Raw genomic sequence first — 25,971 nt, forward strand, 5'->3', positions numbered from 1 at the left:
GCTTGTTCAGGGGACTTGCCATTGGGAACCGGGCTCAAAAAACCTATATACGAGAGTGAAGAAAGCCGGTGATTCGCAGGGCGCGCCGCCGCTTTACGACAACAGGGAAAATCTCGACAGAATGAGCGATACATCCGCGACGGAAAACGGCGTAAGCAGCGAATATGGCGCAGATTCCATCAAGGTCCTGAAGGGCCTCGACGCCGTGCGCAAGCGCCCCGGCATGTATATCGGCGACACTGACGATGGCTCCGGCCTCCACCACATGGTCTATGAAGTTGTCGACAACGCGATCGACGAAGCGCTTGCCGGTCATGCCGACATCGTCACCGTCACTCTCAATCCGGATGGTTCGGTAACGGTCACCGACAACGGCCGCGGCATCCCGACCGACATCCATAGCGGCGAAGGCGTGTCGGCAGCGGAAGTCATCATGACGCAGCTGCATGCCGGCGGCAAATTCGACCAGAATTCCTACAAGGTCTCCGGCGGTCTGCACGGCGTCGGTGTTTCCGTCGTCAACGCGCTCTCGGTCTGGCTGAAGCTGAAGATCCGCCGCCATGGCAAGATCCATGAAATGAGCTTCACTCATGGCGTCGCCGATGCTCCGCTGAAGGTCACGGGCGATGCCCCCGATTCGACCGGTACGGAAGTCAGCTTCATGCCGAGCAGCGAAACCTTCACCATGACCGAATTCGATTACGGGACGCTGGAGCACCGCCTGCGTGAACTCGCCTTTCTGAATTCCGGCGTCCGTATTCTCCTGGCCGACAAGCGTCATTCCGATATCAAGCAGGAGGAAATGCGCTATGATGGCGGCCTCGAGGCTTTCGTCTCTTATCTCGACCGCGCCAAGAAGCCGCTCGTCGACAAGCCGGTCGCCATCCGCGGCGAAAAGGACGGCATCACCGTCGAAGTGGCGATGTGGTGGAACGACAGCTATCACGAGAACGTGCTCTGCTTCACCAACAACATTCCCCAGCGCGACGGCGGCACCCATATGGCCGGCTTCCGCGCGGCCTTGACCCGTCAGGTGGTTTCCTATGCCGACAATTCCGGCATCACCAAAAAGGAAAAGGTGACGCTGCAGGGGGAAGACTGCCGCGAGGGTCTGACGGCAGTTCTGTCGGTCAAGGTGCCCGATCCGAAATTCTCGTCGCAGACAAAGGACAAGCTTGTTTCCTCGGAAGTCCGCCCTGTCGTCGAAAGCCTCGTCAACGAGGCGCTGAACACCTGGTTCGAAGAACATCCGAGCGAAGCCAAGATCCTCGTCGGCAAGGTCGTCGAGGCGGCAGCCGCGCGCGAAGCGGCCCGCAAGGCCCGTGAATTGACCCGCCGCAAGGGTGCGCTCGATATCGCCTCGCTACCGGGCAAGCTCGCCGACTGCTCCGAACGCGACCCGGCCAAATCCGAAGTCTTCCTGGTCGAGGGCGATTCCGCCGGCGGCTCGGCCAAGCAGGGCCGGTCGCGCGAAAACCAGGCGATCCTGCCGCTGCGCGGCAAGATCCTGAATGTGGAACGGGCCCGTTTCGACAAGATGCTCTCCAGCCAGGAAATCGGCACGCTGATTACCGCGCTCGGCACCGGTATCGGCAAGGACGAGTTCAACGCCGAAAAGCTGCGTTATCACAAGATCATCATCATGACGGACGCCGATGTCGACGGCGCCCACATCCGTACCCTGCTGCTCACCTTCTTCTTCCGCCAGATGCCGGAACTGATCGAGCGCGGCCATCTCTACATCGCCCAGCCACCGCTCTATAAGGTCGCACGCGGCAAATCGGTGCAGTATCTGAAGGATGAGAAGGCGCTCGAGGAATATCTCATCGCCCAGGGTCTCGAAGATGCAGCGTTGAGGCTCGGCAGCGGCGAGGTCCGCACCGGCCAGGACCTGCGCGAAGTTATCCTCGATGCGCTGCGCATGCGCGCTTTGCTCGACAATCTCCATTCGCGCTACAATCGCGCCGTCGTCGAACAGGCGGCGATCGCCGGCGCGCTCAATGCCGAGCTCGTCAGCGATCAGGCAAGAGCGCAGGCATTGGCGAGCGAGGTCGCAAGCCGCCTCGACATCATCGCCGAAGAGACTGAGCGCGGCTGGCAGGGCGACCTGGCGAGCGATGGCGGCCTGCGCCTCGAGCGCATGGTCCGCGGCGTCAAGGAAGTGGTCGTGCTCGACATGGCGTTGATCGGCTCCTCCGATGCCCGTCACATCGACCAGCTGACCGCGCGCCTCAAGGAAATCTACCAGACACCGCCGTCGCTGCACCGGCGCGAAGGCGACATCGAGATTTCAGGGCCGCGCGCCCTGCTCGACGCGATCTTCGCCAGCGGCCGCAAGGGTCTCAGCATGCAGCGCTACAAGGGTCTCGGTGAGATGAATGCCGAGCAACTCTGGGAAACGACGCTCGATCCGAATGTCCGTTCGCTGCTGCAGGTCAAGGTTGCCGACGCCACCGATGCCGATGGGCTCTTTGCCCGCCTGATGGGGGACGAAGTCGAGCCACGGCGCGAATTCATCCAGGACAATGCGCTAAGCGTCGCAAACCTCGATATCTGATCGATATGCCTTCAACAAAAAGCCCCGCCGTCGCAGGACGGCGGGGCTTTCGCTTATTCTGATGTCGCTCAGTTGGCTAGGAAATGGCCGTTAAAGGCGAGATCGGAGAGCGGCTTGCGCTGGCTCGGGATTTCGCGCGCCTGATTGCGTTCTGAAAGGACGCGCTTGTCGGCCAGACGGCCGACGGCAACGCCTGCTTCGACCCGGTAGCCCTCGGGGATATCGAACGTTTTTTTGATGTCCTCATGTTTGATGCCGCCCATGCCATGGGCATAGAAGCCGGAAAGGCGCGCCTGCAGCGCCAGATATCCCCAGGCTGCACCGGCGTCGAAGGAATGGGTGTAGCTCGGCTTTTCCTCGCCGGATCCGGCAACGCCGGTGAAGCTGCGTGAGACGACGAAGATCAGCGCCGATGCGTTCTTCGCCCATTCCTGATTGGCATCGACAAGCAGTGCGACGAATTTCTCCCAATGCTCCGAGCCCTTGAGGGCATAGATGAAGCGCCAGGGCTGCTGGTTGGACGAGGACGGCGCCCAATGGGCGGCTTCGAGCAGGCTGAGCAGCTGTGCCTCCTCGATGATTTCGCCGGTAAAGGCGCGCGGCGACCAACGGTCGAGAAACATCGGATCGATCGGATATTGGGATTCGCGGTTATTGCTCTGCGTCATGCTTGTTCCAGGGTTGGGACATAAAAATCGTTGAGGTCAATCGGTCCAGACGATGTCGAGTTCCTCGCGGAAGGCGAAACGCTTCAGATGAGCGTCGATCACGCTTTGCATCCCTGCCTGCTGGTCGGGATCGGCAACGGAAAGCGTCATGGTGAGCGCCGCATCGTCGGCGGCGAATATCACCTCGGCGCTATCGCTGAACGGCACCCGGCCCTTATGAGGATCGAAATCGACGCTGAACTTGTGGCTCCAGTGTTTGCAGAGCTGCTGCAGGTACCGGCTCGCATGTTCGGTGCGTACGACGGCCTTGGAGAGGTGCATGTCGAACTCCATCTCGTGTTGGACGACAGCATGTCGCACCAAAATGTGCAGCGGTTTTGCGATAACGACATGCGTAAAACAAGGACCTGAAGCGCGGGCCAAGCGAATCTGAAAGGTCGTGACGCGCTTTAGAGCCAAGTCATATTTCCTGCTTCGCCGGCTTGGCAAGCGCAGCATCGTCGCAGTTGCGTGGACGGACTGTCTCCATAAAAGCGGCCTTACGCGTGCGCCGAAGCAGGGTAATGGACTGCTTCAATCGATCGGTTGGAGAAGTGCGCATGCTGGTGAACGGAAAATGGACGGAAGACTGGCAGCCCGTTCAGGCGAAGGATGAAAAAGGCGGCTTCGTCAGGCAGGTTTCGAGTTTCCGCAATTGGGTGACGCCGGATGGCAGCGCCGGGCCGACAGGCGAGGGCGGTTTTGAAGCCAGCCTCGGCCGCTACCATCTCTACGTCGCCTATATCTGCCCCTGGGCCTCGCGCACCCTGGTCGGCCGTAAGCTCAAGGGCCTGGAAGAGGTCATTTCCGTCTCCGTCGTCGAACCGGTGCTGACGAAGCAGGGCTGGCGCTTCGGCGACTATCCCGGTGCAACGCGGGATCATGTCAATGGCATGAGCTACATGCATGAAATTTACACGAGGGCAGCGCCCGGTTTCACCGGCCGCGCCACCGTCCCGGTTCTCTGGGACAAGCAGAGGCAGACCATCGTCAACAATGAATCTGCCGATATCCTGCGCATGCTGAACAGCGGCTTCGGTGAACTGGCGAAAAATCCGATCGATCTTTATCCCATCGAAAGGCGCGCCGAGATCGACGCTTTCAACGAACGTATTTATCCCGCCCTCAACAACGGGGTCTATCGCGCCGGTTTTGCCACGACCCAGATCGCCTATGAGGAAGCCTTCGCCGATGTCTTCTCCTGCCTCGATTGGATCGAGCCGAAATTCGAATGCAGGTCTTTCCTCTTCGCGGATCACCCCACGGAAAGCGATATCCGCCTTTTCGTGACGCTGGTGCGCTTCGACGTCGCCTATCACGGCATCTTCAAATGCAATCTGCGCCGGCTTTCGGACTATGCCAATCTGCGCACCTTCTGCCGGCGCATGCTGGATTGGCCGGGCATTGCCGACACGGTGAATCTCGACCACATCAAGCGCGGGTACTACTCGGTCGAAAGCCTGAACCCGGCGAAAATCGTTCCTGCCGGTCCGGATCTCTCCGAAATTTTCTAGTAACGCCGTACCGCTTCCGGGCAAAGCCGTAATGACACCGATGAATAATTCGTTCATAGGTGGCTGCAAATTCGTTTTCGATGAGGAGGCATTCCATGAAGCTGATGCGTGTTGGCGAAGCAGGTCGGGAAAAACCGGCGCTTCTCGATGCCGATGGCAAGATCCGCGATCTCTCGGCGCATGTCGCCGACATCGGCGGCGAGGCAATCTCGCCGGCCGGCCTTGCAAGGATCGCCGCGCTCGATCCGAAGAGCCTGCCGGAACTTGCCTCCGGCCGGATCGGAGCCTGCGTAGCCGGCACGGGCAAATTCATCTGTATTGGCCTCAATTTCTCCGACCATGCCGCCGAAACCGGCGCCACCGTGCCGCCCGAGCCGGTCATCTTCATGAAGGCGACCTCGGCGATCGTTGGCCCGAACGACACCGTGCTGATCCCGCGCGGTTCCGAAAAGACCGATTGGGAAGTCGAGCTCGGCGTCGTCATCGGCAAAACGGCGAAATATGTCAGTGAAGCCGAGGCGCTCGACTACGTCGCCGGCTACTGTGTGTCCCACGACGTGTCCGAACGCGCCTTCCAGACCGAGCGCGCCGGCCAGTGGACCAAGGGCAAGTCCTGCGACACTTTCGGCCCGATCGGCCCCTGGCTGGTCACCAAGGATGAGATCGCCGATCCCCAGAACCTCGGCATGTGGTTGAAGGTTAACGGCCAGACGATGCAGAACGGTTCGTCCAAGACCATGGTTTATGGCGTCGCCCACGTCGTTTCCTATCTCAGCCAGTTCATGTCGCTGCATCCGGGCGATGTCATCTCGACGGGGACACCGCCCGGCGTCGGCATGGGCATGAAGCCGCCGCGCTTCCTCAGGGACGGCGATGTCGTCGAGCTTGGCATCGAAGGGCTCGGCAGTCAGAAGCAGAGCTTCGTTGCGGATCGTTAACGACGCTACTTCAGCGGAACCTTAAGTTTTCCGTCTACGTGATGCCGGAGATCAACTCTCCGGCATTTCCTGTGCAGCTTCGGGACGTCCATGTTGCTGTGCAACAGAAACCTGTTAGTCTGCGTTACGTGCCAGCGTGCGGAAAGAGCTCGATGTCTATCAACCGACGTCATCTTTTCGATAGATGAAAGGCAGCGCCTTCTATGTTCTATCAGCTTTATGAATTGAATCATGCCGCTATGGCGCCGTTTCGCGCCGCAGCGGACATCATGCGATTTGCCTATGCCAATCCGCTGAATCCGTTCTCTCACACACCCTTCGGCCGGGCGATGGCGGCAAGCCTCGAAATGTTCGAGCGCACGACGCGTCGCTACGGAAAGCCGGAATTCGGGTTGAAGCAGACGACGATCGGCGCGCAGACGGTTTCCGTCCGCGAAGAGGTCGTCTGGTCGAGATCCTTCTGCAATCTCCTGCATTTCGCACGGAACGTTCCGCCCGGCCGGGCCAGCGATCCCCGTATCCTGATCGTCGCGCCGATGTCCGGCCACTATGCGACGCTCTTGCGCGGTACGGTCGAGGCGCTGCTGCCGAGCGCCGATGTCTACATCACAGATTGGATCGACGCCCGCATGGTGCCGATGACGGAAGGCAGGTTCGATTTCGACGATTATGTCGATTACGTCATCGAGATGCTGCATTTCCTCGGTCACGACACCCATGTCATCGCCGTCTGTCAACCCTCCGTTCCGGTGCTCGCTGCAGCGGCGGTAATGGAGGAAGCCAACGATCCGCTCTCGCCGTCCTCGATGACGCTGATGGGCGGCCCGATCGACACGCGCATCAACCCGACGGCGGTGAACAAGCTCGCCCAGGAGCGGTCGCTGCAGTGGTTTTCCGACAATGTCATCATGGACGTTCCTTGGCCGCAGCCGGGCTTCATGCGCCCTGTCTATCCGGGCTTCCTGCAGCTGTCGGGCTTCATGTCGATGAACCTCGATCGCCACCTCGTCGCCCACAAGGAATTCTTCATGCATCTCGTGAAGAACGACGGCGAGCCGGAAAAACATCGCGATTTCTACGACGAATATCTCGCCGTCATGGATCTGACCGCCGAATTCTATCTGCAGACGGTCGAGCAGGTCTTTATGAAGCATTCGCTGCCGAAGGGCGAGTTGATGCATCGCGGCAAGCGCGTCGACCCGGCCGCGATCCGCAACGTCGCGCTGCTGACCGTCGAGGGCGAGAATGACGACATTTCAGGCGTCGGCCAGACCAGGGCGGCCCAGACCATCTGTGTCAACATTCCTGAAGACATGCGCATGCACTATCTTCAGCCGGATGTCGGCCATTACGGCGTTTTCAACGGCTCGCGCTTCCGTCGCGAGATCGCGCCGCGCATCGTCGATTTCGTCCGCCAGCATTCCCGCGCCGCCGTCAAGCCGCGGGTGCCGCGTGTGATCAAGGGCGGACGGACAGCGTGATTCAGCGACGTCTGAATTAGCAACGCCGATTCAAGGCTTTGTCCGATTTCGCCGGCAATCGTCTTGAAGGCGGTTCTTGCGGTTACCACATCGATTTCCAGCGTTCGGCATCTTGCCGGGCGCCGAAAGCGAGGATACCGCACGATGAACCAGTCAGCATTGCTTCGACCGGATTGGACTCCGGCTACCATTGCCCTGATGATTCTCGGCTTCATGGTTTTCTGGCCTCTGGGTCTGGCCATGCTTGCCTATATCATCTTCGGCGATCGTCTGCGCGGCTTCAAGCGCGACGTCAATCAGGCGACCGATGGTTTCTTTGCCTCCTGCCGCCGTTCGCATGGCCGCCACCGCCCGCATTTCTCGACCGGCAATGTCGCCTTCGACGACTGGCGTAAGGCCGAGCTCGACCGGATCGAGGAAGAGCGCCGCAAGCTCGACGAAATGCGCGAGGAATTCGACGAATATCTGCGTGAACTCCGCCGCGCCAAGGACCAGGAAGAGTTCGACCGCTTCATGCGTGACCGCAAGAACGCCAAGCGCGACGACAACGGCCCGGTCGCGGAGTTCCAGACGCCGTGAAGGCCTAAAGCATGTCGCGCAAAAGTGTGAAGCGGTTTTGCGGCAACGACATGCGTAAACGAAGACCTAAAGCGCAAGGAGCGAAGCTGGAAGATCGCGACCGCGCTTTAGGCAATGAAATGATGACCGGCATCTCGCGATGCCGGTTTTTCCATGTCCGCCTGCCCCGCAAATCGTTTAGATTCCCCGGCGAATCGTATAGAAAACCCCCATGTTTCCGCTTCTGAAGACACGGCCAAAGGCGCGAAAGCCAGCTCCGCCCGAAACGCGGACGCTCGATGTCGCCGGCCGGCTCATGCCGCTGACCATCAAGCAGCACGATCAGGCAACCCGGATCACGCTTCGCATCGAGCCGGGCGGGCGGGCCTTGAAGATGACGGTGCCGAGAGGTCTGGCGGCGCGTGAGGTGAACGCCTTCCTCGATCGGCACCAGGGATGGCTGCTCACCAAGCTTGCCAAGTTTTCGACCGATACCGGCTTACGCAACGGCGGCAAGATCCTCCTGCGCGGTGTTTCCCATCGCATCGAGCACACGGGCAGCCTGCGCGGCTTGACGGAGGTCGTCTCCGTGGATGGCAGTCCTGTGCTGCGCGTCAGCGGCATGCCCGAGCATGTCGGGCGGCGCATCGCGGCCTTCCTCAAGAAGGAGGCGCGCGCCGATCTTGAGAGGCTGGCGATGATGCATGCCGCGACAATCCGGGCGCCGATCCGCTCGATCTCGATGAAAGATACCCGCAGCCGATGGGGCTCCTGCTCGTCGGAGGGAAACTTGAGTTTCTCCTGGCGTATCGTCATGGCGCCGCCTTCGGTGATCGATTATCTCGCCGCCCATGAAGTCGCTCATCTCAAGGAGATGAATCACGGCCCCCGCTTCTGGGCGCTTTGCAAGACGCTTTGCCCCGGCATGGAGGAAGCGAAATCCTGGCTGAAGCGGCACGGCAGTCAGCTGCACGCCATCGATTTCGATTAGCCGCAAGCCCCGCTAAATACAGCTTTCCATGCAATTTGGCTCGACTCTTGCCGCATTTCGTGTCACTTCGCTGCCATGAAAACCGATATCAAGATCTGTGGCTTGAAGACGCCCGAAGCGATCGATCGTGCGCTGAAACGCGGCGCGACCCATATCGGTTTTATCTTCTTCGAAAAGAGCCCGCGTTATGTCGAGCCCGATGTGGCGGCAAAACTTGCCGAACCGGCGCGCGGCAAGGCGAAGATCGTCGCCGTCGTCGTTGATCCCACAAATGACGATCTCGACGAAATCGTGTCGCTGCTGAAGCCGGACATCCTCCAGCTCCATGGCAACGAGAGTCCCGAACATGTGCTGACCATCAAGGCGCTCTATGGTTTGCCTGTGATGAAAGTCTTTTCCGTGCGCACGGCCGACGATCTCAGGCGCGTCGAAGCCTATATCGGCATCGCCGACCGTTTTCTCTTCGATGCGAAAGCGCCGAAGGGTTCGGAACTGCCTGGCGGCAACGGGATTTCCTTCGACTGGAGCCTTCTCGGCTGGCTCGACGGCAGCATCGACTACATGCTGTCCGGCGGGCTGAACAAGGACAATGTCGCGGATGCGCTTGTGAAGACCAAGGCACGTGGTATCGACGTCTCCTCGGGTGTCGAAACCGAGCCCGGCGTAAAGAGCGTCGCGTTGATCGATGAATTTTTCGATGCGGTCGAAAAGGCGGATACGCCTGTCATGGCCTCAGGGAGTTGATAGTGAACGAAACGCCTAAACCGAATTCCTTCCGTTCCGGGCCAGATGAAGATGGCCGCTTCGGCATCTATGGGGGTCGTTTCGTTGCCGAAACGTTGATGCCTTTGATTCTCGATCTGCAGGACGAGTGGAACAAGGCGAAGAGCGATCCGGCCTTCCAGGCGGAACTGAAGCATCTTGGCGCCCACTATATCGGCCGGCCGAGCCCGCTCTATTTTGCCGAGCGGCTGACTGCCGAACTCGGCGGCGCGAAGATCTATTTCAAGCGCGAGGAACTGAACCACACCGGTTCGCACAAGATCAACAACTGCATCGGCCAGATCCTGCTCGCCAAACGCATGGGCAAGACCCGTATCATCGCCGAAACCGGCGCCGGCCAGCACGGCGTCGCTTCGGCCACCGTTGCCGCCCGCTTCGGGCTTCCCTGCGTCGTCTACATGGGCGCCACCGACGTCGAGCGTCAGGCACCGAACGTTTTCCGCATGAAGCTGCTCGGCGCCGAAGTCAAGCCCGTGACGGCAGGCAGCGGCACGCTGAAGGACGCGATGAACGAGGCGCTCCGCGACTGGGTCACCAATGTCGAGGATACCTATTATCTGATCGGCACGGCGGCCGGCCCGCATCCCTATCCGGAGATGGTCCGGGACTTCCAGTCGGTGATCGGCGCGGAAGCGAAAGAGCAGATGCTGGCCGCCGAAGGCCGCCTGCCGGACCTCGTCGTCGCTGCCGTCGGCGGTGGCTCGAATGCGATCGGCATCTTCCACCCCTTCCTCGATGACCCCTCCGTGAAGATCGTCGGCGTCGAAGCCGGCGGCAAGGGCCTCCAGGGCGACGAACATTGCGCTTCGATCACCGCCGGGTCTCCCGGCGTGCTGCACGGCAACCGCACCTACCTGCTGCAGGATGGCGACGGCCAGATCAAGGAAGGTCATTCGATTTCGGCTGGTCTCGATTATCCCGGCATCGGCCCCGAACATTCCTGGCTGAGCGATATCGGCCGCGTCGACTACGTGCCGATCATGGACCACGAGGCGCTCGAGGCGTTCCAGACCCTGACCCGCCTCGAAGGCATCATCCCGGCGCTCGAGGCGGCGCATGCGATTGCCGAGGTCATCAAGCGCGCACCGACAATGAACAAGGACGAGATCATCCTGATGAACCTCTCCGGCCGCGGCGACAAGGACATATTCACCGTCGGCAAGATTCTGGGAATGGGACTGTAAGACATGACCGCACGCATGGACAAACGCTTTGCCGCGCTCAAGGCCGAGGGCCGTCCGGCGCTTGTGACCTATTTCATGGGCGGTGATCCTGATTACGATACCTCTCTCGGCATCATGAAGGCACTGCCGGAAGCAGGTTCCGACATCATCGAGCTCGGCATGCCCTTTTCCGATCCGATGGCCGACGGCCCGGCCATCCAGCTGGCCGGCCAGCGGGCGCTGAAAGGCGGTCAGACGCTGAAGAAGACGCTGCAGCTGGCGGCAGACTTCCGCAAGAGCAACGACGCGACGCCGATCGTCATGATGGGCTATTACAATCCGATCTACATCTACGGCGTCGAGACGTTCCTGGACGATGCGCTGGCCGCCGGTATCGACGGCCTGATCGTCGTCGACCTGCCGCCGGAGATGGATGACGAACTCTGCATTCCGGCGATCCGCAAGGGGATCAACTTCATCCGCCTGGCGACGCCGACCACCGACGAAAAGCGCTTGCCCACCGTGTTGAAGAACACCTCCGGCTTCGTCTACTACGTCTCGATGAACGGCATCACCGGTTCGGCACTGCCCGATCCGTCGCTGGTTTCCGGCGCCGTCCAGCGTATCAAGCAGCATACGGAGCTGCCCGTCTGCGTCGGTTTTGGCGTCAAGACGGCGGAACATGCGAAGGTCATCGGCGGCTCGGCCGATGGCGTCGTCGTCGGTACCGCCATCGTCAACCAGGTCGCGACGAGCTTGACCAGCGATGGCAAGGCGACGGCGGACACGGTTCAGGCGGTCGCAACGCTGGTGCGCGGCCTTTCCTCGGGAACACGCTCGGCACGCCTTGTTGCTGCCGAATAGTTTTCCCACATTGGCGCTATTCAACCAGGAGAATTCGAGTTGAACTGGATCACCAACTACGTTCGCCCGCGGATCAATTCCATGCTGGGCCGTCGCGAAGTGCCGGAGAATCTCTGGATCAAGTGCCCGGAAACGGGCGAGATGGTCTTCCACAAGGACCTGGAAGGCAATAAGTGGGTGATCCCTGCTTCCGGCTATCACATGAAGATGCCGGCCAAGGCCCGGCTTGCCGACCTTTTCGACAATGGTGAATATGAATCGCTGCCGCAGCCGAAGGTCGCCCAGGACCCGCTGAAATTTCGCGATTCGAAGAAATACAGCGATCGTCTGCGTGACAGCCGCCTGAAGACCGAGCAGGAGGACACGATCCTCGCCGGCCTCGGAAAGGTGCAGGGTGTGAAACTCGTGGCCGTCGTGCACGAATTCAACTTCATCGGCGGTTCGCTCGGCATCGCCGCCGGCGAGGCGATCGTCAAGGCTTTCGAACGTGCGACGTCGGAAAAATGCCCGCTGGTGATGTTCCCGGCTTCCGGCGGTGCGCGCATGCAGGAAGGCATTCTCTCGCTGATGCAGCTGCCGCGCACGACCGTTGCCGTCGACTTGCTCAAGGAATCCGGCCAGCCCTACATTGTCGTGTTGACCAACCCGACAACAGGCGGCGTCACGGCCTCCTATGCCATGCTTGGCGATATTCACCTGGCCGAGCCCGGCGCCGAAATCGGCTTTGCCGGCAAGCGGGTGATCGAGCAGACGCTGCGTGAAAAGCTGCCGGAAGGCTTCCAGACCTCCGAATATCTGCTGGAACATGGTATGGTCGATATGGTTGTCAAACGTCATGACATTCCGGAAACGCTGGCGCGCATCCTGAAGATTCTGACGAAGAAGCCCGTCTCGGCAGCCAACGACGTGACTCGTGGAGCGATCGCCTTGGCGGCGAGCGCCTGATATCAGGCAAGCAGGCGGGATGCCGAATTGATACCCAGAGGCCAAACCGCGGTGAGTGAGGCAGCGCAGGAGATCGAAAAACTCATGGGATTGCATCCCAAGGGCTTCGATCTGTCTCTCGATCGCATCACCCGTCTTCTCGACCAACTCGGCAATCCGCACCGGAAACTGCCGCCGGTCATCCATGTCGCTGGCACCAACGGCAAGGGTTCGGTCACTGCCTTCAGCCGGGCTCTGCTGGAAGCGGGGGGTTACAGCGCCCACGTCCACACCTCGCCGCATCTCGTCAATTGGCACGAGCGCTATCGCATTGGTGTCGCGGGCGGGCGCGGGCAGCTTGTCGACGACGCCGTCTTCGCCGATGCTCTGCGACGGGTGGCCGAGGCCAATGCCGGGCAGCATATCACCGTCTTCGAAATCCTGACGGCGGTCACCTTCATTCTGTTTTCCGAACACCCGGCCGATGCCGCGATCATCGAAGTCGGTCTCGGCGGCCGTTTCGACGCCACCAATGTCATCTCCGATCCGGCTGTGTCCGTCGTCATGCCGATCTCGCTGGATCACCAGCCTTATCTCGGCGACAGGGTGGAACTGATCGCGGCTGAAAAGGCTGGCATCATGAAGCCCGGACGGCCCGTCGTCATCGGCCATCAGGAATATGATGCGGCGCTCGACGTGCTGATGTCGACGGCCGAGCGACTGCATTGCCCGAGCGCCGTCTTCGGGCAGGATTTCATGGCGCATGAGGAATATGGACGGCTGGTCTATCAGGACGAGTACGGGCTTGCCGACCTGCCGCTGCCGCGCCTTCCCGGTCGCCATCAATATGCCAATGCCGCCGCCGCCATCCGCGCTGTCAAGGCCGCCGGCTTCCCCGTCACCGAGACGATGATGGAAAAGGCGATGAATTTCGTGGAATGGCCGGGCCGGCTGCAGCGCCTCAGCGAGGGCCGGCTGCTATCGCATGCGCCCGCCGGCGCCGAGATCTGGGTCGATGGCGGGCACAATCCCGGAGCGGGTGAGGTGATCGCCGAAGCCATGGCTAATTTCGAGGAGCGCCAGCCGCGGCCGCTTTTCCTGATCATCGGCATGATCAACACCAAGGACCCGATCGGGTATTTCAAGGCCTTTACAGGCTTGGTCGAGAAGGTGTTCTGCGTGCCGATCCGCGGCAGCGAGGCGATGATCGACCCGGTGATATTGTCGAACGCCGCCTATGATGCCGGTTTGGTCGCCGAACCGATGTCGACGGTCGGCGAGGCGCTGGAAGCGATAAAATCGGCCCTCGACCCGACGGCACTGCCGCCCCGCATCCTCATCGGCGGCTCTCTCTATCTCGTCGGCGATGTGCTTGCCGACAACGGCACGCCTCCGAAATAAGCAAATGAAAAAGCCCGGTCGAAGCCGGGCTTTTCATGCAATATAAAGACGATATCGATCAGGCGGCGTTCGAAATCCAGTTCGAAAGAGCTGTCTTCGGCTTGGCGCCGACCGAAATATCGGCCACTTCGCCGCCCTTGAAGATGGCGAGCGTCGGAATGGAGCGCACGCCGAATTGGGCGGCGAGTTCCGGGTTTTCATCGATATTGAGTTTGGCGACCTTTACCTTGCCTTCCATCTCGACGGAGATTTCCTCGAGGCTCGGAGCGATCATCTTGCACGGACCGCACCATTCAGCCCAGAAATCGACGACGACGGGTTCTGCGGATTCCAGAACTTCCGACTGGAAGTTATTGATATCGACTTTCACGGTAGCCATAGGCTGCTCCTTTGACCGAAGAAGATGTTGAACCACATGTGATGGTGCGGCGCCAAATTTTCAATGTCCGGTATTTCACTTTGTCTTGAGTCCTGCAAGCGCCAAACCGAGCGCCTTTTCGCTCAGCGTATAAAGCGACGCATTCTCGGTATAGACGAGCATGCAGTCGATGCGTTTGCCGGGATAGAGCGGCGCCAGGATCTCACGATAGATCGCGAGCTGAGCCTTATGTGCGAAAGGGATCGCCTCCTCGGTCGAAGGCGGCACCCGATTGGTCTTGTAATCGAGAATGACAACGCGATCGGCAAGCACGGCGAGCCGGTCGGTACGGCCCGAGACCGCATAGCGGCTGTCTTCGAGCGTCAATGTTCCCATGATCGAAACTTCCGGCTGGGCCTCTGCCCCGAGAACCGGCTGCAAAGCCTGTTCGTCCATGAGTTTCAGAACCGAATCGACGAGCCGGCGGCGTTCCGCTTCCGGCCAGAACCGCGCCGCCCGTTCGGCATAACGGCATGCGGCATCGGGTCGTTCTCGAAGCGGAATTTCTGGAAGCGCCTGCAGCATGCGATGGATCAGTCTGCCCTTTTCCAGTGAACGATCGCTGCGCTCCTTCTCCCCGAACAGCGGCGAAGCGACAAACAAGCTGCCCTCGTCTTCGTCGATGATCGTCCCGATACCGGACGGGCTGAGGGGGCGGGGCAGCTCAGCCTGTGGTGGCAATGGCCGCAATAGGCCTTCCGGCAACGCCTGCTGACGGTCGCGCGCCTCGTTGCGTTCGATACGCTCGAAGCGCCGCTCCACCCGCGGCACGCGCCATCGGATACCCGGCCATTCCCCGTCAGGGCCGGAGAAGGTGGCCGCCTCCACATGCGGATGGCCTTCGCTGAGCGCAGTGGAGATCATCGTGTGCCAGGTATCGTTATTGACACGAACGCCACGATAGCCGCAGACGACCAGCCGGTCGGCAGCCCGCGTCATGGCGACATAAAGCAGCCGGCGATACTCCTCTTCCGCCAGCATCTGGATCCGCGTTGCATCGTTTTGCGTCAGCGAATTGGCGAGGTCCGAGACGGGAACCCAGGCCGGCAGCGGCGGCTCGTCGGGGTCGGTTTCGATCAGGCGAAGTTTCGGCAGATGCGTATGCGTGAAGGGCTTGGAGCCGCCGTCGACGAGGAAGACGATTGGTGCTTCAAGACCCTTGGAGGCATGCACGGTCATGATCCTGACCTCGTTGCGCCCCTTGTCCTGCTCACGCTTCACCTCCGGCGCTTCAAGCTCCAGCATTGAGATGAAGGATTGCAGCCCGGGTAGGCCGGAGTTCTCGTGGTCGAGGGTGAAGGTCAGGAATTCGTCGAGAATATCGCTGACCTCGGTGCCGAGACGGGCAAGGAATTGCCGCCGCCCGCCATGGCTGCCCAGCACCCGCGCATAGAAATCATGGACCGACAGATGTCGCGACTGCCGCAGAAACAGCTCCAGCCTTTCGACGGCGGCACGGAAACGTTCGGTGCCGTCGGCCGCAAACCTCTTGAGATGGCTCCAGACGCTCTCGTTGTCGCCCCGCAGGCCGGCGATTGCAAAGATATCGTCCTCGGAAAGATCGAAAAGCGGGCTCTTCAGCACCGCAGCGAGCGAAAGGTCGTCCTCCGGCAGAAGCAGGAAACGGCCGAGCGCCAGCAGATCCTGGACGGCGATATGGCTGGTCAGCGTCAGTCGGTCGGCGCCGGCCACGGGAATGTCGCCGCGGCGCTTCAAGGCGCGGGTCAAGGCATTGACGAAGGCGTCGCGCTTGCGCACCAGAACGAGGATGTCGCCGGCTTCGATGAGCCGCTCCCTGCCTTTGTCGACGATCGTTTCACGGCCGACGAGGGTGCCGATCGCATGGGCGATCCGCCGCGCGAGGATTGCGGCCGGCGCACTTTCCGGCGTCGCATCGAAGGGCGCCGTCCAATCCTCTTCCTTCACCACCGCCTCAGGCGCGACCATCTCCCAGAGGTCGACGGCGCCAGGATGTCCGATCCGGCTGGATCGATGCACGACCGGTTCGCCGACCGCGCTCAGACCCCGCGCATTATCCGATATCCTGAAGATCTGGTCGACGGCCTCGAGTACGTCGGCGGTCGAGCGAAAGGAGAGCGGCAGCCGTACGGAGGAAAAGCTCTGCCCGCTGTCGGAGACCCGCCGCCGCGTCCGGTCGCTCTCTTCGGAAAAACGCTCGGGCCGCGCCCCCTGAAAGGAGTAGATCGACTGCTTCTCGTCGCCGACGGCAAAGAGCGTGCGTACGACTGGCCGGGCGCTCTCGCCGGAAAAGAAATCCTCGGCGAGCGACTGGATGACGCTCCATTGGATCGGGCTGGTATCCTGTGCCTCGTCGACGAGGATATGATCGATACCCCGGTCGAGCTTGTAATGGATCCAGGGACCGACGCCACTCTTTGTCAGCAGGTCGGCGGTGCGGGTGATCAGGTCTTCGAAATCCAGTTGGCTGCGTTGCTTCTTCAACTCCTCGTAATCATGGTTCAGCCGACCGGCGAGCACCAGCGCGGCCTGCGTGGCGCCGAACATTCGCATCGTTTTCAACCGATCACGGCTTGCCGCGACATGCGCGCGGGCGACGGCGATGGCGCGCGCCAGTTGCGGTGCTTCCGCAAGCATGGCCTTGACCAGGAACTGCGTCTCCGATTTCGGCTCGCCCTTCGCCGTCAGGAAGATTTTCTCCAGCATTTCGGCGCGCCTGGCGTCATCGCGCTCCCGGCCGGCGAGCCTGAGGCCATAAGCAACTTCCTGCGCCTTGGCGCCGCCTTTCTGGTCGGCAAGCGACAGATAAAGCTCCAGCATGCCGCCCGAAAGCTCCGGCAACGGCCAATATTGCGCCGCGATCCGGCTTTCCGTATCGCCGGCGGCAAGGCCGAGCCTGTTGCGCAGCACTGCCTCCACGCCGCCGCGTCGCTCGGCAGCCGCGGTGAAGCGGCGAATGGCGTTGCGGTTGGCGATGATGTCGGCGAGCAGGTTCTCCAGCCCGGATTCGTCGCCGAGATTGAGCACATAGGCGAAAGCCTCGGCAAGGGCGCTGCCTTCTTCCGGCGCGGTCGCCGTCAGCAGCGCCCGGCGTGCATCGGAAAGCAGCGCCGCCGCCGCGCGATCGTCGAGGACCGAAAAATGCCCGGCAACATTGGCCTCCAGCGGGAATTGGTGCAGCAGCGCTTCGCAAAAGGCATGGATCGTCTGGATCTTCAACCCGCCCGGCGTTTCCAGCGCCTTGGCAAACAGCCGGCGCGCCTCGGCGAGCTTCAGCGCATCGGGCGCCGTCCCCTCGATCTGCATGATCCGCCGGCCGAGCTCTTCGTCGTCGAGCACCACCCAGTCCGCCAGCCGTTCGAAGACGCGATTCGACATTTCAGAGGCCGCGGCCTTGGTATAGGTCAGGCAGAGAATGGCGGAAGGCCGCGCGCCGGCAAGCAGCAGACGAATGACGCGCTGGGTCAGGACATGCGTCTTGCCGGAACCGGCATTGGCCGAAACCCATGCCGAGCGCTGGGGGTCGGAGGCGATCGCCTGTTGAATCGTGGTCCAGCCGATCCAGGCGCCGGGATCGTCGTCATTCGGAAGAGCGTCACTCATCGCCGCCGCCTTCCTCAGTCTCAGCCGTGGACCATTCGGAGACGCGGGCGAGATGATCGTAGTCGCCGCCGAAATCAAACTGCTGCGCCGGGATGAGCCGCGAGGTAAAGCCCTTTTCGCCGGACTGCAGCAAACTGACGAACTTGATCAGCTGGTCGATCGATTCTCCGGCAAGGTCCATCGCCGATTTCGCCTTGTCGCTGCGGGCCGCGTTTTCGTTGTTCACCGTATCGACCTGGAAGCGACGTCCCGGTCGCAGGCGAACATAGAGCAGATCCTGCGGCACAAGACTGCCGGCATCGCGGAAGGCGCCGGCGCTCAAAGCCGCCGCTTCCAGGGCGAGCTGCGGATCGAGAAGCGCGCGTGCCTGTGTCGGTGAGGGATTGTAGCCGGTCTTGTAGTCGATGATATCGGCCGCCCCCGGTCCTGTAATATCGATCCGGTCCGCAACGCCGTTCAGCCGGATATTGATCGCCTCCAGCTCCACGCCGCCGCGTACTTCCGTCAGCGTCCTGCGGATGCCGGGACGTCGTCCGGCCTCCCATTCGAGGAAGGCACGGGCCACTTCGCGAAAGCGCGGCCGCCAGACGGCATCGATATGCGGTGGCAGCTTCTCCATGTCGAAAAGCTCGTTAAGGATCCGCTCCATCGCCGCTGCCGCCGCCGGCGTGCCGGCCACATGGGCCCCGCGGACGAACCGGTCGATGATCGTGTGATAGAGCGTTCCGCGTTCGGCCGCTCCCGGGTCGCGGTTGAACGCGTCCACCGGATCGAGCCGCAGGATGCGGCGGGCATAGATCGCATAGGGATCGCGGCGCAGCCGTCCGACCTCGCTGAAGGAATAGGACTTCGGCTGCAGCGCCAGCGGCGGTGTCGGCGAGGGCCGCTGCGCCGGTGCCTGGGCGTCTCCCCGATCGATCAGACCAGCCCATTGCAGGTACCGGTTACCGCGCTCCCTCAATGCCGCTTGAAAGGTCCCTCCGCCGAGCGCCAGCAGCCGCTGCAGCCAGCGTGAGGCGACGGTCGGCGTCGAACCTTGGCGCAGCGCTCTCGAATAGATCAGGTGGCGGGTGCCGTTCGCCATCTCGAAATCATGCGCTAGCTGCCCGATGCGCCGCTCCGGCGGTTCGAGCCCGATCTCCGTCTTCATCATACGTGGAATGAAGGGATTGTTCGCGCTCTGCCCTGGCCAGGAGCCTTCGTTCAACCCGCCGAGAATGAGCGTGTCGACGCTCTGCAGGCGGGCTTCGAGCGTGCCGAAGATGAAGAGGCGGGGATGGCTGAGCGCCCGCGGCTTCACCGCATGGCCGGCGGCAAGTGCTGCCATGATGTCGATCCATTGCGGTCCGTCGGCCTCCATCTGGCCGTCCGTGTCTATGACTTCGCTGAGGAGTGAGGCGAGGGCGTCCCCTGCCTCGTGTGCCCAGAGATCGGCAAGATTGCCGTGCGGATCTGCCGCGACCGCTTCGAGCGAACGGCCGGTCCGCTCCGCCCATTCCGACAGCGTGAAACTTGCTGTCTTGCCGCGCTCCTCCGGCCGGTGCCGGACCAGCGCGGAAGCAAGAGGCTCGGTTGCGCGGGTGACCCGGCGCGCAAGTTCGGATGCGGTCTCGACGGCCTCGGCTGGCAGCGTCTTGCGCCATTGCGGCGCGTGTCGGTCGAGGACCTGTTCGCCGAGCTGCTGGCTCAGGAGCAATTCAAGTGCGTTGATATCCACCTCCGCCACCCCGCCGCGCAGCGCCAGCAGTTCGAGCGCTTCGGTCGCGGAAATCAAGGCGTCGCGTTCGAGGCCGAAGCGGGCCAGCGGATGTTTGAGCAGCGAAACGATCGCCACCGGATCACCCGGCCGAAGCGCCGCCTCCAGCAGCAGCTGTAGCAGCGTGCCCTGCGGGGTCGCCGAAAGCGGTGTGCCGGCCGAATCGTCGGCGAGAATCCCGAAGCGGGAGAGCTCGGCCATCACCCGACGGGCGAGATTGCGGTCTGGCGTAATCAGCGCAGCCCGGCTTTCGCCATCCTGTCCCTGCCTTTCCAGTGCAAGCCTGAGCGCGATGGCAATCGCGGTTGCTTCCTCGCGCTCATTGGCGGCTTCGATCAGCGAAACATCGCCGAAGGCCGAAGTCAGCGCTCCCTCGGGTAGCGAGCTCTTCCAGGCCCCCCAGTCGCTGGTCGCCTCTGCCGGGGCGAGCGCGCGCGACAGGATTTCGGCGCGCCGGTTAAGATCGGCCTCTGGTCTCCCCAGGAGGCTGACGTCGGCTCGTGTCAGCCTCAGCCTTTTCAGCAGCAAGGACAGGCCATATTGCGGATGGCTCCGGCTGGCCGGATTGGCATGCTGGCCTGGCGCCGGTTCCGGCGCCACCATTTGCCAATGCCTGTCGGGCATGGACAGATCGAGGCCGGGAAGGACGATCACGCCTTCGGGCAGATTGGCAACGGCGGCGATGAGATCGGCCGTGGCAGGAACCGAACCCGTCGAACCGGCAATGATAATCGGCCCGGCCGGCTTCGCCGCCGAAATCCTGGCTGCTTCGGCCCGCAGAATTGCGTTCCTGTGCCGCGCCGGCGAGGACTTGCCGAGCTCGGAAAGCCGCTCCGGCCAAAAGGCGCTGGCGATCTGGAGGAACTCCGCCGTCAGCTGCCACCAGGCGGCGTAGTCGCCAGTGTCGAGTTTCGACAGTTCCGACCAGTCAAGATCCTCGGTTTCGATGGAATCGATCAGCTCCGCGAGGTTGCGGGCGAGCCAGATCGCATCTGCCGGGCTGGCCGGCGCAACGAGCGGCGAGTCGGAATGGATATGGCGGACGATCTCCGGCAGCTTGTTTCGCCAGGCAAGGATCAGCCGCGCCAGTTCCAGGAGCCGGGCGGTATTCGACAGCGGCTGGGCGAGATCGATCGTCGCCGGCAGCGCCTCTTCGAAATATCCGCTGTCGTCATCGGTTTCGCCGAGAGGACGGATCACCGGCAGGATCGCCGAGCGGCCGCCGAGCAGGTCGACGAATTCTGAGCGCAGCACGCGCACGGCGCGCCGGGTCGGCAGGTAGATCGTCACCCTGGCGAGCGACAGCGGATCATCGGACTCATGCCGAAAGAGCGGCGTCAGGCGTCCGTCGCAAAGCGTCGTCGCCAGCGTTTTCAGGAAGGGCAGGCCCGCCGGGATCGTCAGGATGCGTGGCTGGTGCCGGTCCGCCATGAGCTCACGCGAACGCCCGCAGTCGGCGGATTGTTTCCTCCGCTTCGCCGATCGCCTCTGGCGTTCCCACAGTCAGCCAATGGCCGTCGAGCACGATGCCGAACAGACGTCGGCGCGCGATCGCCTTGTCGAAATAGATATTGAGGTTGAAGGCATCCTTCGGCGCATCATCAAACAGCGTCGGGTTCATGGCGATCGCCCCGGCATAGACGACGGGATTGGACGGATCGTCGCGATACCGCGTCAGCCGGCCATCTGCAGCGAGGCTGAAATCATTCTTGCCGTTGTGACCGGTTGTATCTTCGATCCTGACGCAAAGCAGCGCCATGTCCATTTGCTCTGCATCGAAGAATCCAGCTAAGCGCTGCAGGTTCGTCGGCCGTCCCGGCTGTTCTCCGATCCAGAAGAGATCGGCATTCATGACGAAGATGTCGTCGCGTTCAAGCAGCGTCAGGCCCTTCGCCAGTCCTCCGCCGGAATTCATCAGTCCGTCCCGCTCGTCCGATATGATGATGTCGAGGCCGCGATATTTGCCGAGATGGTCGAGCATCTGCTCGGCATGATGATGAACGTTGACGACGGCCCGCTCGACGCCGGCCGAAACCAGCGCGTCCAGCGAATAGTCGATCATCGGCTTGCCGTCGATCTTCACCAGCGGCTTCGGAATCGTATCGGTGATCGGGCGCATGCGGGTCCCGAGACCCGCGGCCAGAACCATGGCTTGTCTGATGGTCATCTTGATCCGGAACTTATGATTCGCTCTGGCCTATTCCAGCCCTTGTGCACCAATCGCGCAAGGGGGCAAGCGCCTCGTGCTCGAGCGCGACATTCAGATAGGCAAGTGTGCGCGGCATATGTTTGAGATAGCCGGGCTTGCCGTCCCGCTGCAGCAGCCGCACCCAGAGACCGGCAAGCTTGCAATTGCGCTGCGCCGACATGATCGCCCATGCTTTCAGGAATCCGGCTTCGTCGAAGCCGCCCTGTGTGCGGCGAAGCGCCAGATAATCGTCCATCAGCTGCCGGAAAAGCTGCGGTTCGATCGTGACGCGCGCGTCCTGGACGAGCGAGGCAAGATCATAGGCTGTGGGCCCGATCATGGCGTCCTGGAAGTCGATGAGTCCGATCTTTTTGATGCCCGGCTCCTGCGGCCGCCAGATGATGTTCGGCGAGTGGAAATCGCGCAGCAGCAGGTTCTTTTCGGCCGTGGCAAGTTCATCGATCAGGGCGTCCCAGATCGCCAGATATTCCTTGCGTTCGGTATCCGAGGGGGCGGTGCCGCGCTTCCAGGCTATGTGCCAGTCGAGCACAAGCTGCACTTCCATCTTCATCGCCGTGCGATCGAAGTCCGGTATGTGATGCGTGTGCGTGGCGGAAACCGGTATGTCTGGCGGAAATTGCATGGAATGAAGATGGGCAAGACAGGCGACGCTTTGCCGGTAACGCTCGATGATCGGCCGCCCCTCGTCATCGAGCACGCCTTCGGTGCCGAGATCCTCGATCAAGAGGATCCCCTGCTGATAATCGACCTTATAGATCTCCGGCGCCGCAAAACCCCGTTCGCGCAGCGCATCGGCAATCGCAACGAAGGGATAGGCGTTCTGTGCCAGATGCGCGACTTTGGGATAAGGTTTGCCGTCATGGACCGGCGGTCCCTCGGGATGCGGCCGCCAGTCCATCAGGATGATGCGGCGCTCGGCGTTCTCGCGATAGATCGCCTCGTAAGCGCGAAGCGAGGCATCACCGGTCAGGAAGCGGCGTTTGGCATTGGAATAGCCGGCGTCTTCGAGGAAATTGCGGATCGCCAGGACGCGCCGGATGCGCAAAGCCTGTGCGCCGGCGGCGCTAATCGTCGCCCGGCGGCCGTTGCCTTCATGCGTCAGCGTCAACGTGATGCATTCGCCAGGCAACTCGCTCGCGGCCATCTCCGGCCATTCGACGAGACAGATGCCGTTCTGCAGGGCCTCGTCGAAGCCGAGCTCCGTCAATTCGCCGGGGTCACCGAGCCGATAGAGATCGAAGTGCGAAACCGGGATACGCAGATCGTAGGATTGCACCAGTGTGAAGGTGGGGCTCGGAACTTCGAGCCCATCGTCATCGGCAATGGCACGCAGGATCGCACGGGCAAGCGAGGATTTGCCGGCGCCGAGATCGCCCGACAGGGCAAGGCAATCTCCGGCCTTCAGGCCAAGCGCCAGGTCTTCGCCGAGGCGAACCGTGGCCGCTTCGTCTTTCAGGAACAGCGAGATCGTATCATCGGTCGTCATTCGGCGGCGGCGGAATGCGGTATGTTGACCGATGGGATACGGCAGACGACCGTCGTGCCTTTGCCCGGCTCGCTGTCGATCGTCACGTCGCCATGATGAAGGCTGACAAAGCTGTCGACGATCGAGAGACCGAGGCCGGCGCCGCCGCGTTTGCCGCTTTTAGCCCCCGTCGCGAACCGGTCGAACACGGTCGCGATCATGTCGGGCGAAATGCCGGGGCCGCGATCGCGGACGGAGAAGACGAAATCCGTGCCTTCGCGATGGCATTCCAGCGAGATCGACGTGCCCTCGGGCGAGAAATTCGCCGCATTGGCAAGAAGCTTCAGAAGGATCTGCTTCAGCCGCTGCGGATCGGCGACGATCGAGCCGAGATAGGCGGAGGCGGTGATTTCAAGCGCGACGCCGCTTTCGTGCAGCCGGTCGGCGATCTGCATCGAGACGTCGTCGAGCAGGTCGTTGAGATCAATCTCGGCATAGTTGAGCCGCATGATGCCGGCATCGACCGTCGCAAGGTCGAGGATATCGTTGACGAGCGTCAGCAGAACCGAGGACGAGGTCGAAATGTGGTCGACATATTCGGCCTGCCGTTCATTCAGCGGCCCGACGCCCTGCGTGCGCAGCAGATCGGTAAAGCCGATGATATTGGTCAGCGGTGAGCGAAGTTCATAGGAAACATGCTGAACGAAGTCGTTTTTCAATTCGTCGGCTTTGCGCAACGCCTCGTTCTTCTCGGTCAAAGCCCGCTCGGCCCGCACGCTGTCGGTCATGTTGACGAAGGTCAGCATGGTCTGCGCGTTCGGCAGCGGGATGACGGCGTAATCGAGCACGAGGCCGGAGAAGAGTTCCAGCGTCCCCTGGCTCGAGCGGCGTTCGTCATCGAAGCTGGTGATCAGTTCCGCGAAGGTCTTCCAGCCGTCCGGCCGGTCGTAGGACGGCGCGCAGGCCTCGCCCAGCGCGCGGATATGAGTGCCGGGCTTGGCTTCGGTTTCCGTAATGCCCCAGAGCGCCCGGAAGGCCGGATTCGACAGGCGGATACGTCCATCCGGTCCGAATACCGCCACCCCTTCGGAAAGGTGATCGATCGTCTCGCCCTGTACCTTGACCAATGTGTTGTAGCGCGTTTCGAGATCGACCTGCTCGGTCAGATTTTCGAATACCCAGGTGGCGCCGCCCTGCGGATGGGCGGTGGCGAAGACGCGCAGCGTCTGGCCGTTGGGCAGGTGCCAGAGATCCGATTGCGTGTCGAGCGCGCGATAGACGGAAAGGGCCGCTTCCTTCCAGCTTTTCCAGTTGAGCTGGTCCGGCAGCTTCTTGGCCGCGCGCAGCCGCTCGAGCAGCTCGCTATTATCAGGCCGGCTTTCGAGGAAGGCGATATCGAGCTCCCAGAGCGCGACGAAGGCCTGGTTGTAGAATTGCAGCCGGCGCTCGCCGTCGAAGATGGCGACGGGTGTGGCGAGATGGTCAAGTGTTTCGGCGTGGCTCTTCAGCGTCCGTTCCAGCTCGGCGCGCACGGCCTCTATATCAGACACGTCAATCGCAATCCCGGCCGAGCCACCCGGGACCTTGACGTCGACGACGTCGAAGAATGTCCGATTGCCGCGCACAACGGTCGAGATCGTGTCGTGGAAAGGCGATTCCGGCGTCGTAACCGCGCGAATGCGTTCGCGCGCCACGGTCGTCAGCATCTCGCGGCCTTCGTTGATCGCCTGCTGCGGCGAGCGTGCCTCGACCGCGTCGCCATAAGCTTGGTTGACCCAGGTGAGGCGGCCCGCCGGGTCGCGCTGCCAGGCCGGCATGTCGATCGCGTCGAGCATGGTCTGGAAGGCCGAGATCGAGGTCATCAGCCGGTCGCGCTCGATCCTGAGTTCGGCAAGCTCGGCGCGCAGATTGTTGAGCGCCACGAAGCGGACGAAGGCGCGTCCGCCGGAAACCCGGCCCTGCGCCTCGAGGATTTCATCGCGGATGGTTTCGACCACCATATCGAAGCTCTGCGCGCCGTCGCGCAGCCGGTCGATCGCCTTTTCCAGATCGGCGGCCGAATGCGATTTCAGCCAGAGGCCGAAGGCCAGGAATTCGCCGTCCTGCGGCGCGCCGGTCTCGGGCGGAAGCTGGCCGAGAAGCTCGGGGCGCGTATTGCCGTCCCAGATGACGATCCGCCGGTTCTTGTCGGCGATCAGCGCCTGATATTGCGAAATGCGCTGCTGGGCATCGGAAAGCGCCGAGCGGATTTCGCGGCTCTCGTTTTCCAGATTGCCGCGCTGGCGTACGAGCCAGAGCGTTGAAAGCAGGGCCGCCGAGATGACGCCGATGACGACGGAAACGCCGACGACCTGCGAGGAGGTGAAGAGGTGAGCCGAGGCGGCCACCTGCCGCTCGGTCTGTGCCAGAACCGGCCGCGCCAGCGCGGCAAGCGCCGTGCCGGCCGCGCACGTTTTCAGGAGGCGCGCCAATGATCCATGCTCTTGCTTTGCGGCCTCGTGTGCCGTTGCAGATTTATATTCTCGGCCCGCCGAGAGCGGGCGGCGACCGGCGCGAGCGCCGTCATCCGCCTGACCGGGCAGGCTGTTTTTCACTTCCGACATCCGCGGTATGTCTCCGTCCTTCAATGTGCCGCATTACGACAAGACATCCCATTTTCG

General features: G+C 62.0%; 19 protein-coding genes. 11 read left to right on the plus strand and 8 right to left on the minus strand.

Annotated features, from left to right (window positions below; translation table 11 throughout):
* Positions 1-121 precede the first annotated feature (121 nt).
* Positions 122-2,557, plus strand: a complete 2,436-nt coding sequence (gene gyrB / locus J7U39_RS26775; protein WP_210632803.1) for a DNA topoisomerase (ATP-hydrolyzing) subunit B — start codon at positions 122-124, stop codon at positions 2,555-2,557.
* 68 nt (positions 2,558-2,625) lie between these two features.
* On the opposite strand, the gene J7U39_RS26780 is transcribed toward gyrB, so the two are convergent.
* Both J7U39_RS26780 and J7U39_RS26785 read right to left on the minus strand, forming a co-directional pair.
* Positions 2,626-3,225 carry a nitroreductase family protein gene (locus J7U39_RS26780; protein WP_210632804.1) on the minus strand — a complete coding sequence of 200 codons (600 nt, stop codon included), beginning with the start codon at positions 3,223-3,225 and terminating at the stop codon, positions 2,626-2,628.
* 36 nt (positions 3,226-3,261) lie between these two features.
* On the minus strand, positions 3,262-3,546 hold the full coding sequence (locus J7U39_RS26785; protein WP_210632805.1) for a DUF2218 domain-containing protein: 285 nt from the start codon (positions 3,544-3,546) through the stop codon (positions 3,262-3,264).
* Between the two features lie 278 nt (positions 3,547-3,824).
* On the opposite strand from J7U39_RS26785, the gene J7U39_RS26790 reads away from it, so the two are divergent.
* From J7U39_RS26790 to J7U39_RS26835, 10 genes are all read left to right on the plus strand, one after another.
* Positions 3,825-4,778: a glutathione S-transferase family protein gene (locus J7U39_RS26790; RefSeq protein WP_210632806.1), complete on the plus strand. Its 954-nt coding sequence runs from the start codon at positions 3,825-3,827 to the stop codon at positions 4,776-4,778.
* 95 nt (positions 4,779-4,873) lie between these two features.
* Positions 4,874-5,716, plus strand: a complete 843-nt coding sequence (locus tag J7U39_RS26795) for a fumarylacetoacetate hydrolase family protein (RefSeq protein WP_210632807.1) — start codon at positions 4,874-4,876, stop codon at positions 5,714-5,716.
* A 203-nt stretch (positions 5,717-5,919) separates the two neighbouring features.
* A complete protein-coding gene (gene phaZ / locus J7U39_RS26800; RefSeq protein ID WP_210632808.1) occupies positions 5,920-7,197 on the plus strand; it encodes a polyhydroxyalkanoate depolymerase in 1,278 nt (425 codons plus the stop codon).
* A 144-nt stretch (positions 7,198-7,341) separates the two neighbouring features.
* On the plus strand, positions 7,342-7,776 hold the full coding sequence (locus J7U39_RS26805; protein ID WP_064800136.1) for a DUF2852 domain-containing protein: 435 nt from the start codon (positions 7,342-7,344) through the stop codon (positions 7,774-7,776).
* A 211-nt stretch (positions 7,777-7,987) separates the two neighbouring features.
* Entirely contained in the window at positions 7,988-8,746 is a 759-nt protein-coding gene (locus J7U39_RS26810; RefSeq protein WP_210632809.1) for a SprT family zinc-dependent metalloprotease, read from the plus strand.
* A gap of 75 nt (positions 8,747-8,821) precedes the next feature.
* A complete protein-coding gene (locus J7U39_RS26815; protein WP_210632810.1) occupies positions 8,822-9,490 on the plus strand; it encodes a phosphoribosylanthranilate isomerase in 669 nt (222 codons plus the stop codon).
* A gap of 2 nt (positions 9,491-9,492) precedes the next feature.
* The gene (gene trpB / locus J7U39_RS26820; RefSeq protein WP_210632811.1) at positions 9,493-10,713 is read left to right on the plus strand and encodes a tryptophan synthase subunit beta; all 1,221 of its coding nucleotides are present in this window, start codon (positions 9,493-9,495) and stop codon (positions 10,711-10,713) included.
* Positions 10,714-10,716: 3 nt separating this feature from the next.
* Positions 10,717-11,556 carry a tryptophan synthase subunit alpha gene (gene trpA / locus J7U39_RS26825; protein WP_210632812.1) on the plus strand — a complete coding sequence of 280 codons (840 nt, stop codon included), beginning with the start codon at positions 10,717-10,719 and terminating at the stop codon, positions 11,554-11,556.
* Between the two features lie 39 nt (positions 11,557-11,595).
* Positions 11,596-12,501, plus strand: coding sequence for an acetyl-CoA carboxylase, carboxyltransferase subunit beta (accD, locus tag J7U39_RS26830; protein ID WP_210632813.1), 906 nt, complete (start codon positions 11,596-11,598; stop codon positions 12,499-12,501).
* A gap of 27 nt (positions 12,502-12,528) precedes the next feature.
* Positions 12,529-13,881 (plus strand): folylpolyglutamate synthase/dihydrofolate synthase family protein, encoded by a 1,353-nt coding sequence (locus J7U39_RS26835; RefSeq protein WP_210632814.1) that lies wholly within the window; start codon positions 12,529-12,531, stop codon positions 13,879-13,881.
* Between the two features lie 58 nt (positions 13,882-13,939).
* Here the strand turns inward: J7U39_RS26835 and trxA are convergent, their stop codons facing one another.
* From trxA to J7U39_RS26865, 6 genes are all read right to left on the minus strand, one after another.
* Positions 13,940-14,260: a thioredoxin gene (gene trxA / locus J7U39_RS26840; protein ID WP_004672616.1), complete on the minus strand. Its 321-nt coding sequence runs from the start codon at positions 14,258-14,260 to the stop codon at positions 13,940-13,942.
* A 75-nt stretch (positions 14,261-14,335) separates the two neighbouring features.
* Complete coding sequence (gene addA / locus J7U39_RS26845) at positions 14,336-17,881, minus strand: double-strand break repair helicase AddA (protein WP_210632815.1); 3,546 nt, start codon at positions 17,879-17,881, stop codon at positions 14,336-14,338.
* Positions 17,874-21,068, minus strand: a complete 3,195-nt coding sequence (gene addB / locus J7U39_RS26850) for a double-strand break repair protein AddB (protein WP_210632816.1) — start codon at positions 21,066-21,068, stop codon at positions 17,874-17,876. Before addB ends, addA begins: the two co-directional genes overlap by 8 nt.
* Before the next feature lie 4 nt (positions 21,069-21,072).
* The gene (locus tag J7U39_RS26855) at positions 21,073-21,804 is read right to left on the minus strand and encodes a nucleotidyltransferase family protein (RefSeq protein WP_210632817.1); all 732 of its coding nucleotides are present in this window, start codon (positions 21,802-21,804) and stop codon (positions 21,073-21,075) included.
* Between the two features lie 13 nt (positions 21,805-21,817).
* Complete coding sequence (gene tsaE / locus J7U39_RS26860; RefSeq protein WP_210632818.1) at positions 21,818-23,332, minus strand: tRNA (adenosine(37)-N6)-threonylcarbamoyltransferase complex ATPase subunit type 1 TsaE; 1,515 nt, start codon at positions 23,330-23,332, stop codon at positions 21,818-21,820.
* Positions 23,329-25,914 carry a PAS domain-containing sensor histidine kinase gene (locus J7U39_RS26865; protein ID WP_210632819.1) on the minus strand — a complete coding sequence of 862 codons (2,586 nt, stop codon included), beginning with the start codon at positions 25,912-25,914 and terminating at the stop codon, positions 23,329-23,331. Before J7U39_RS26865 ends, tsaE begins: the two co-directional genes overlap by 4 nt.
* Between the last annotated feature and the right edge of the window lie 57 nt (positions 25,915-25,971).

Source organism: Rhizobium sp. NLR16a, assembly GCF_017948245.1.
Lineage (GTDB): Bacteria > Pseudomonadota > Alphaproteobacteria > Rhizobiales > Rhizobiaceae > Rhizobium.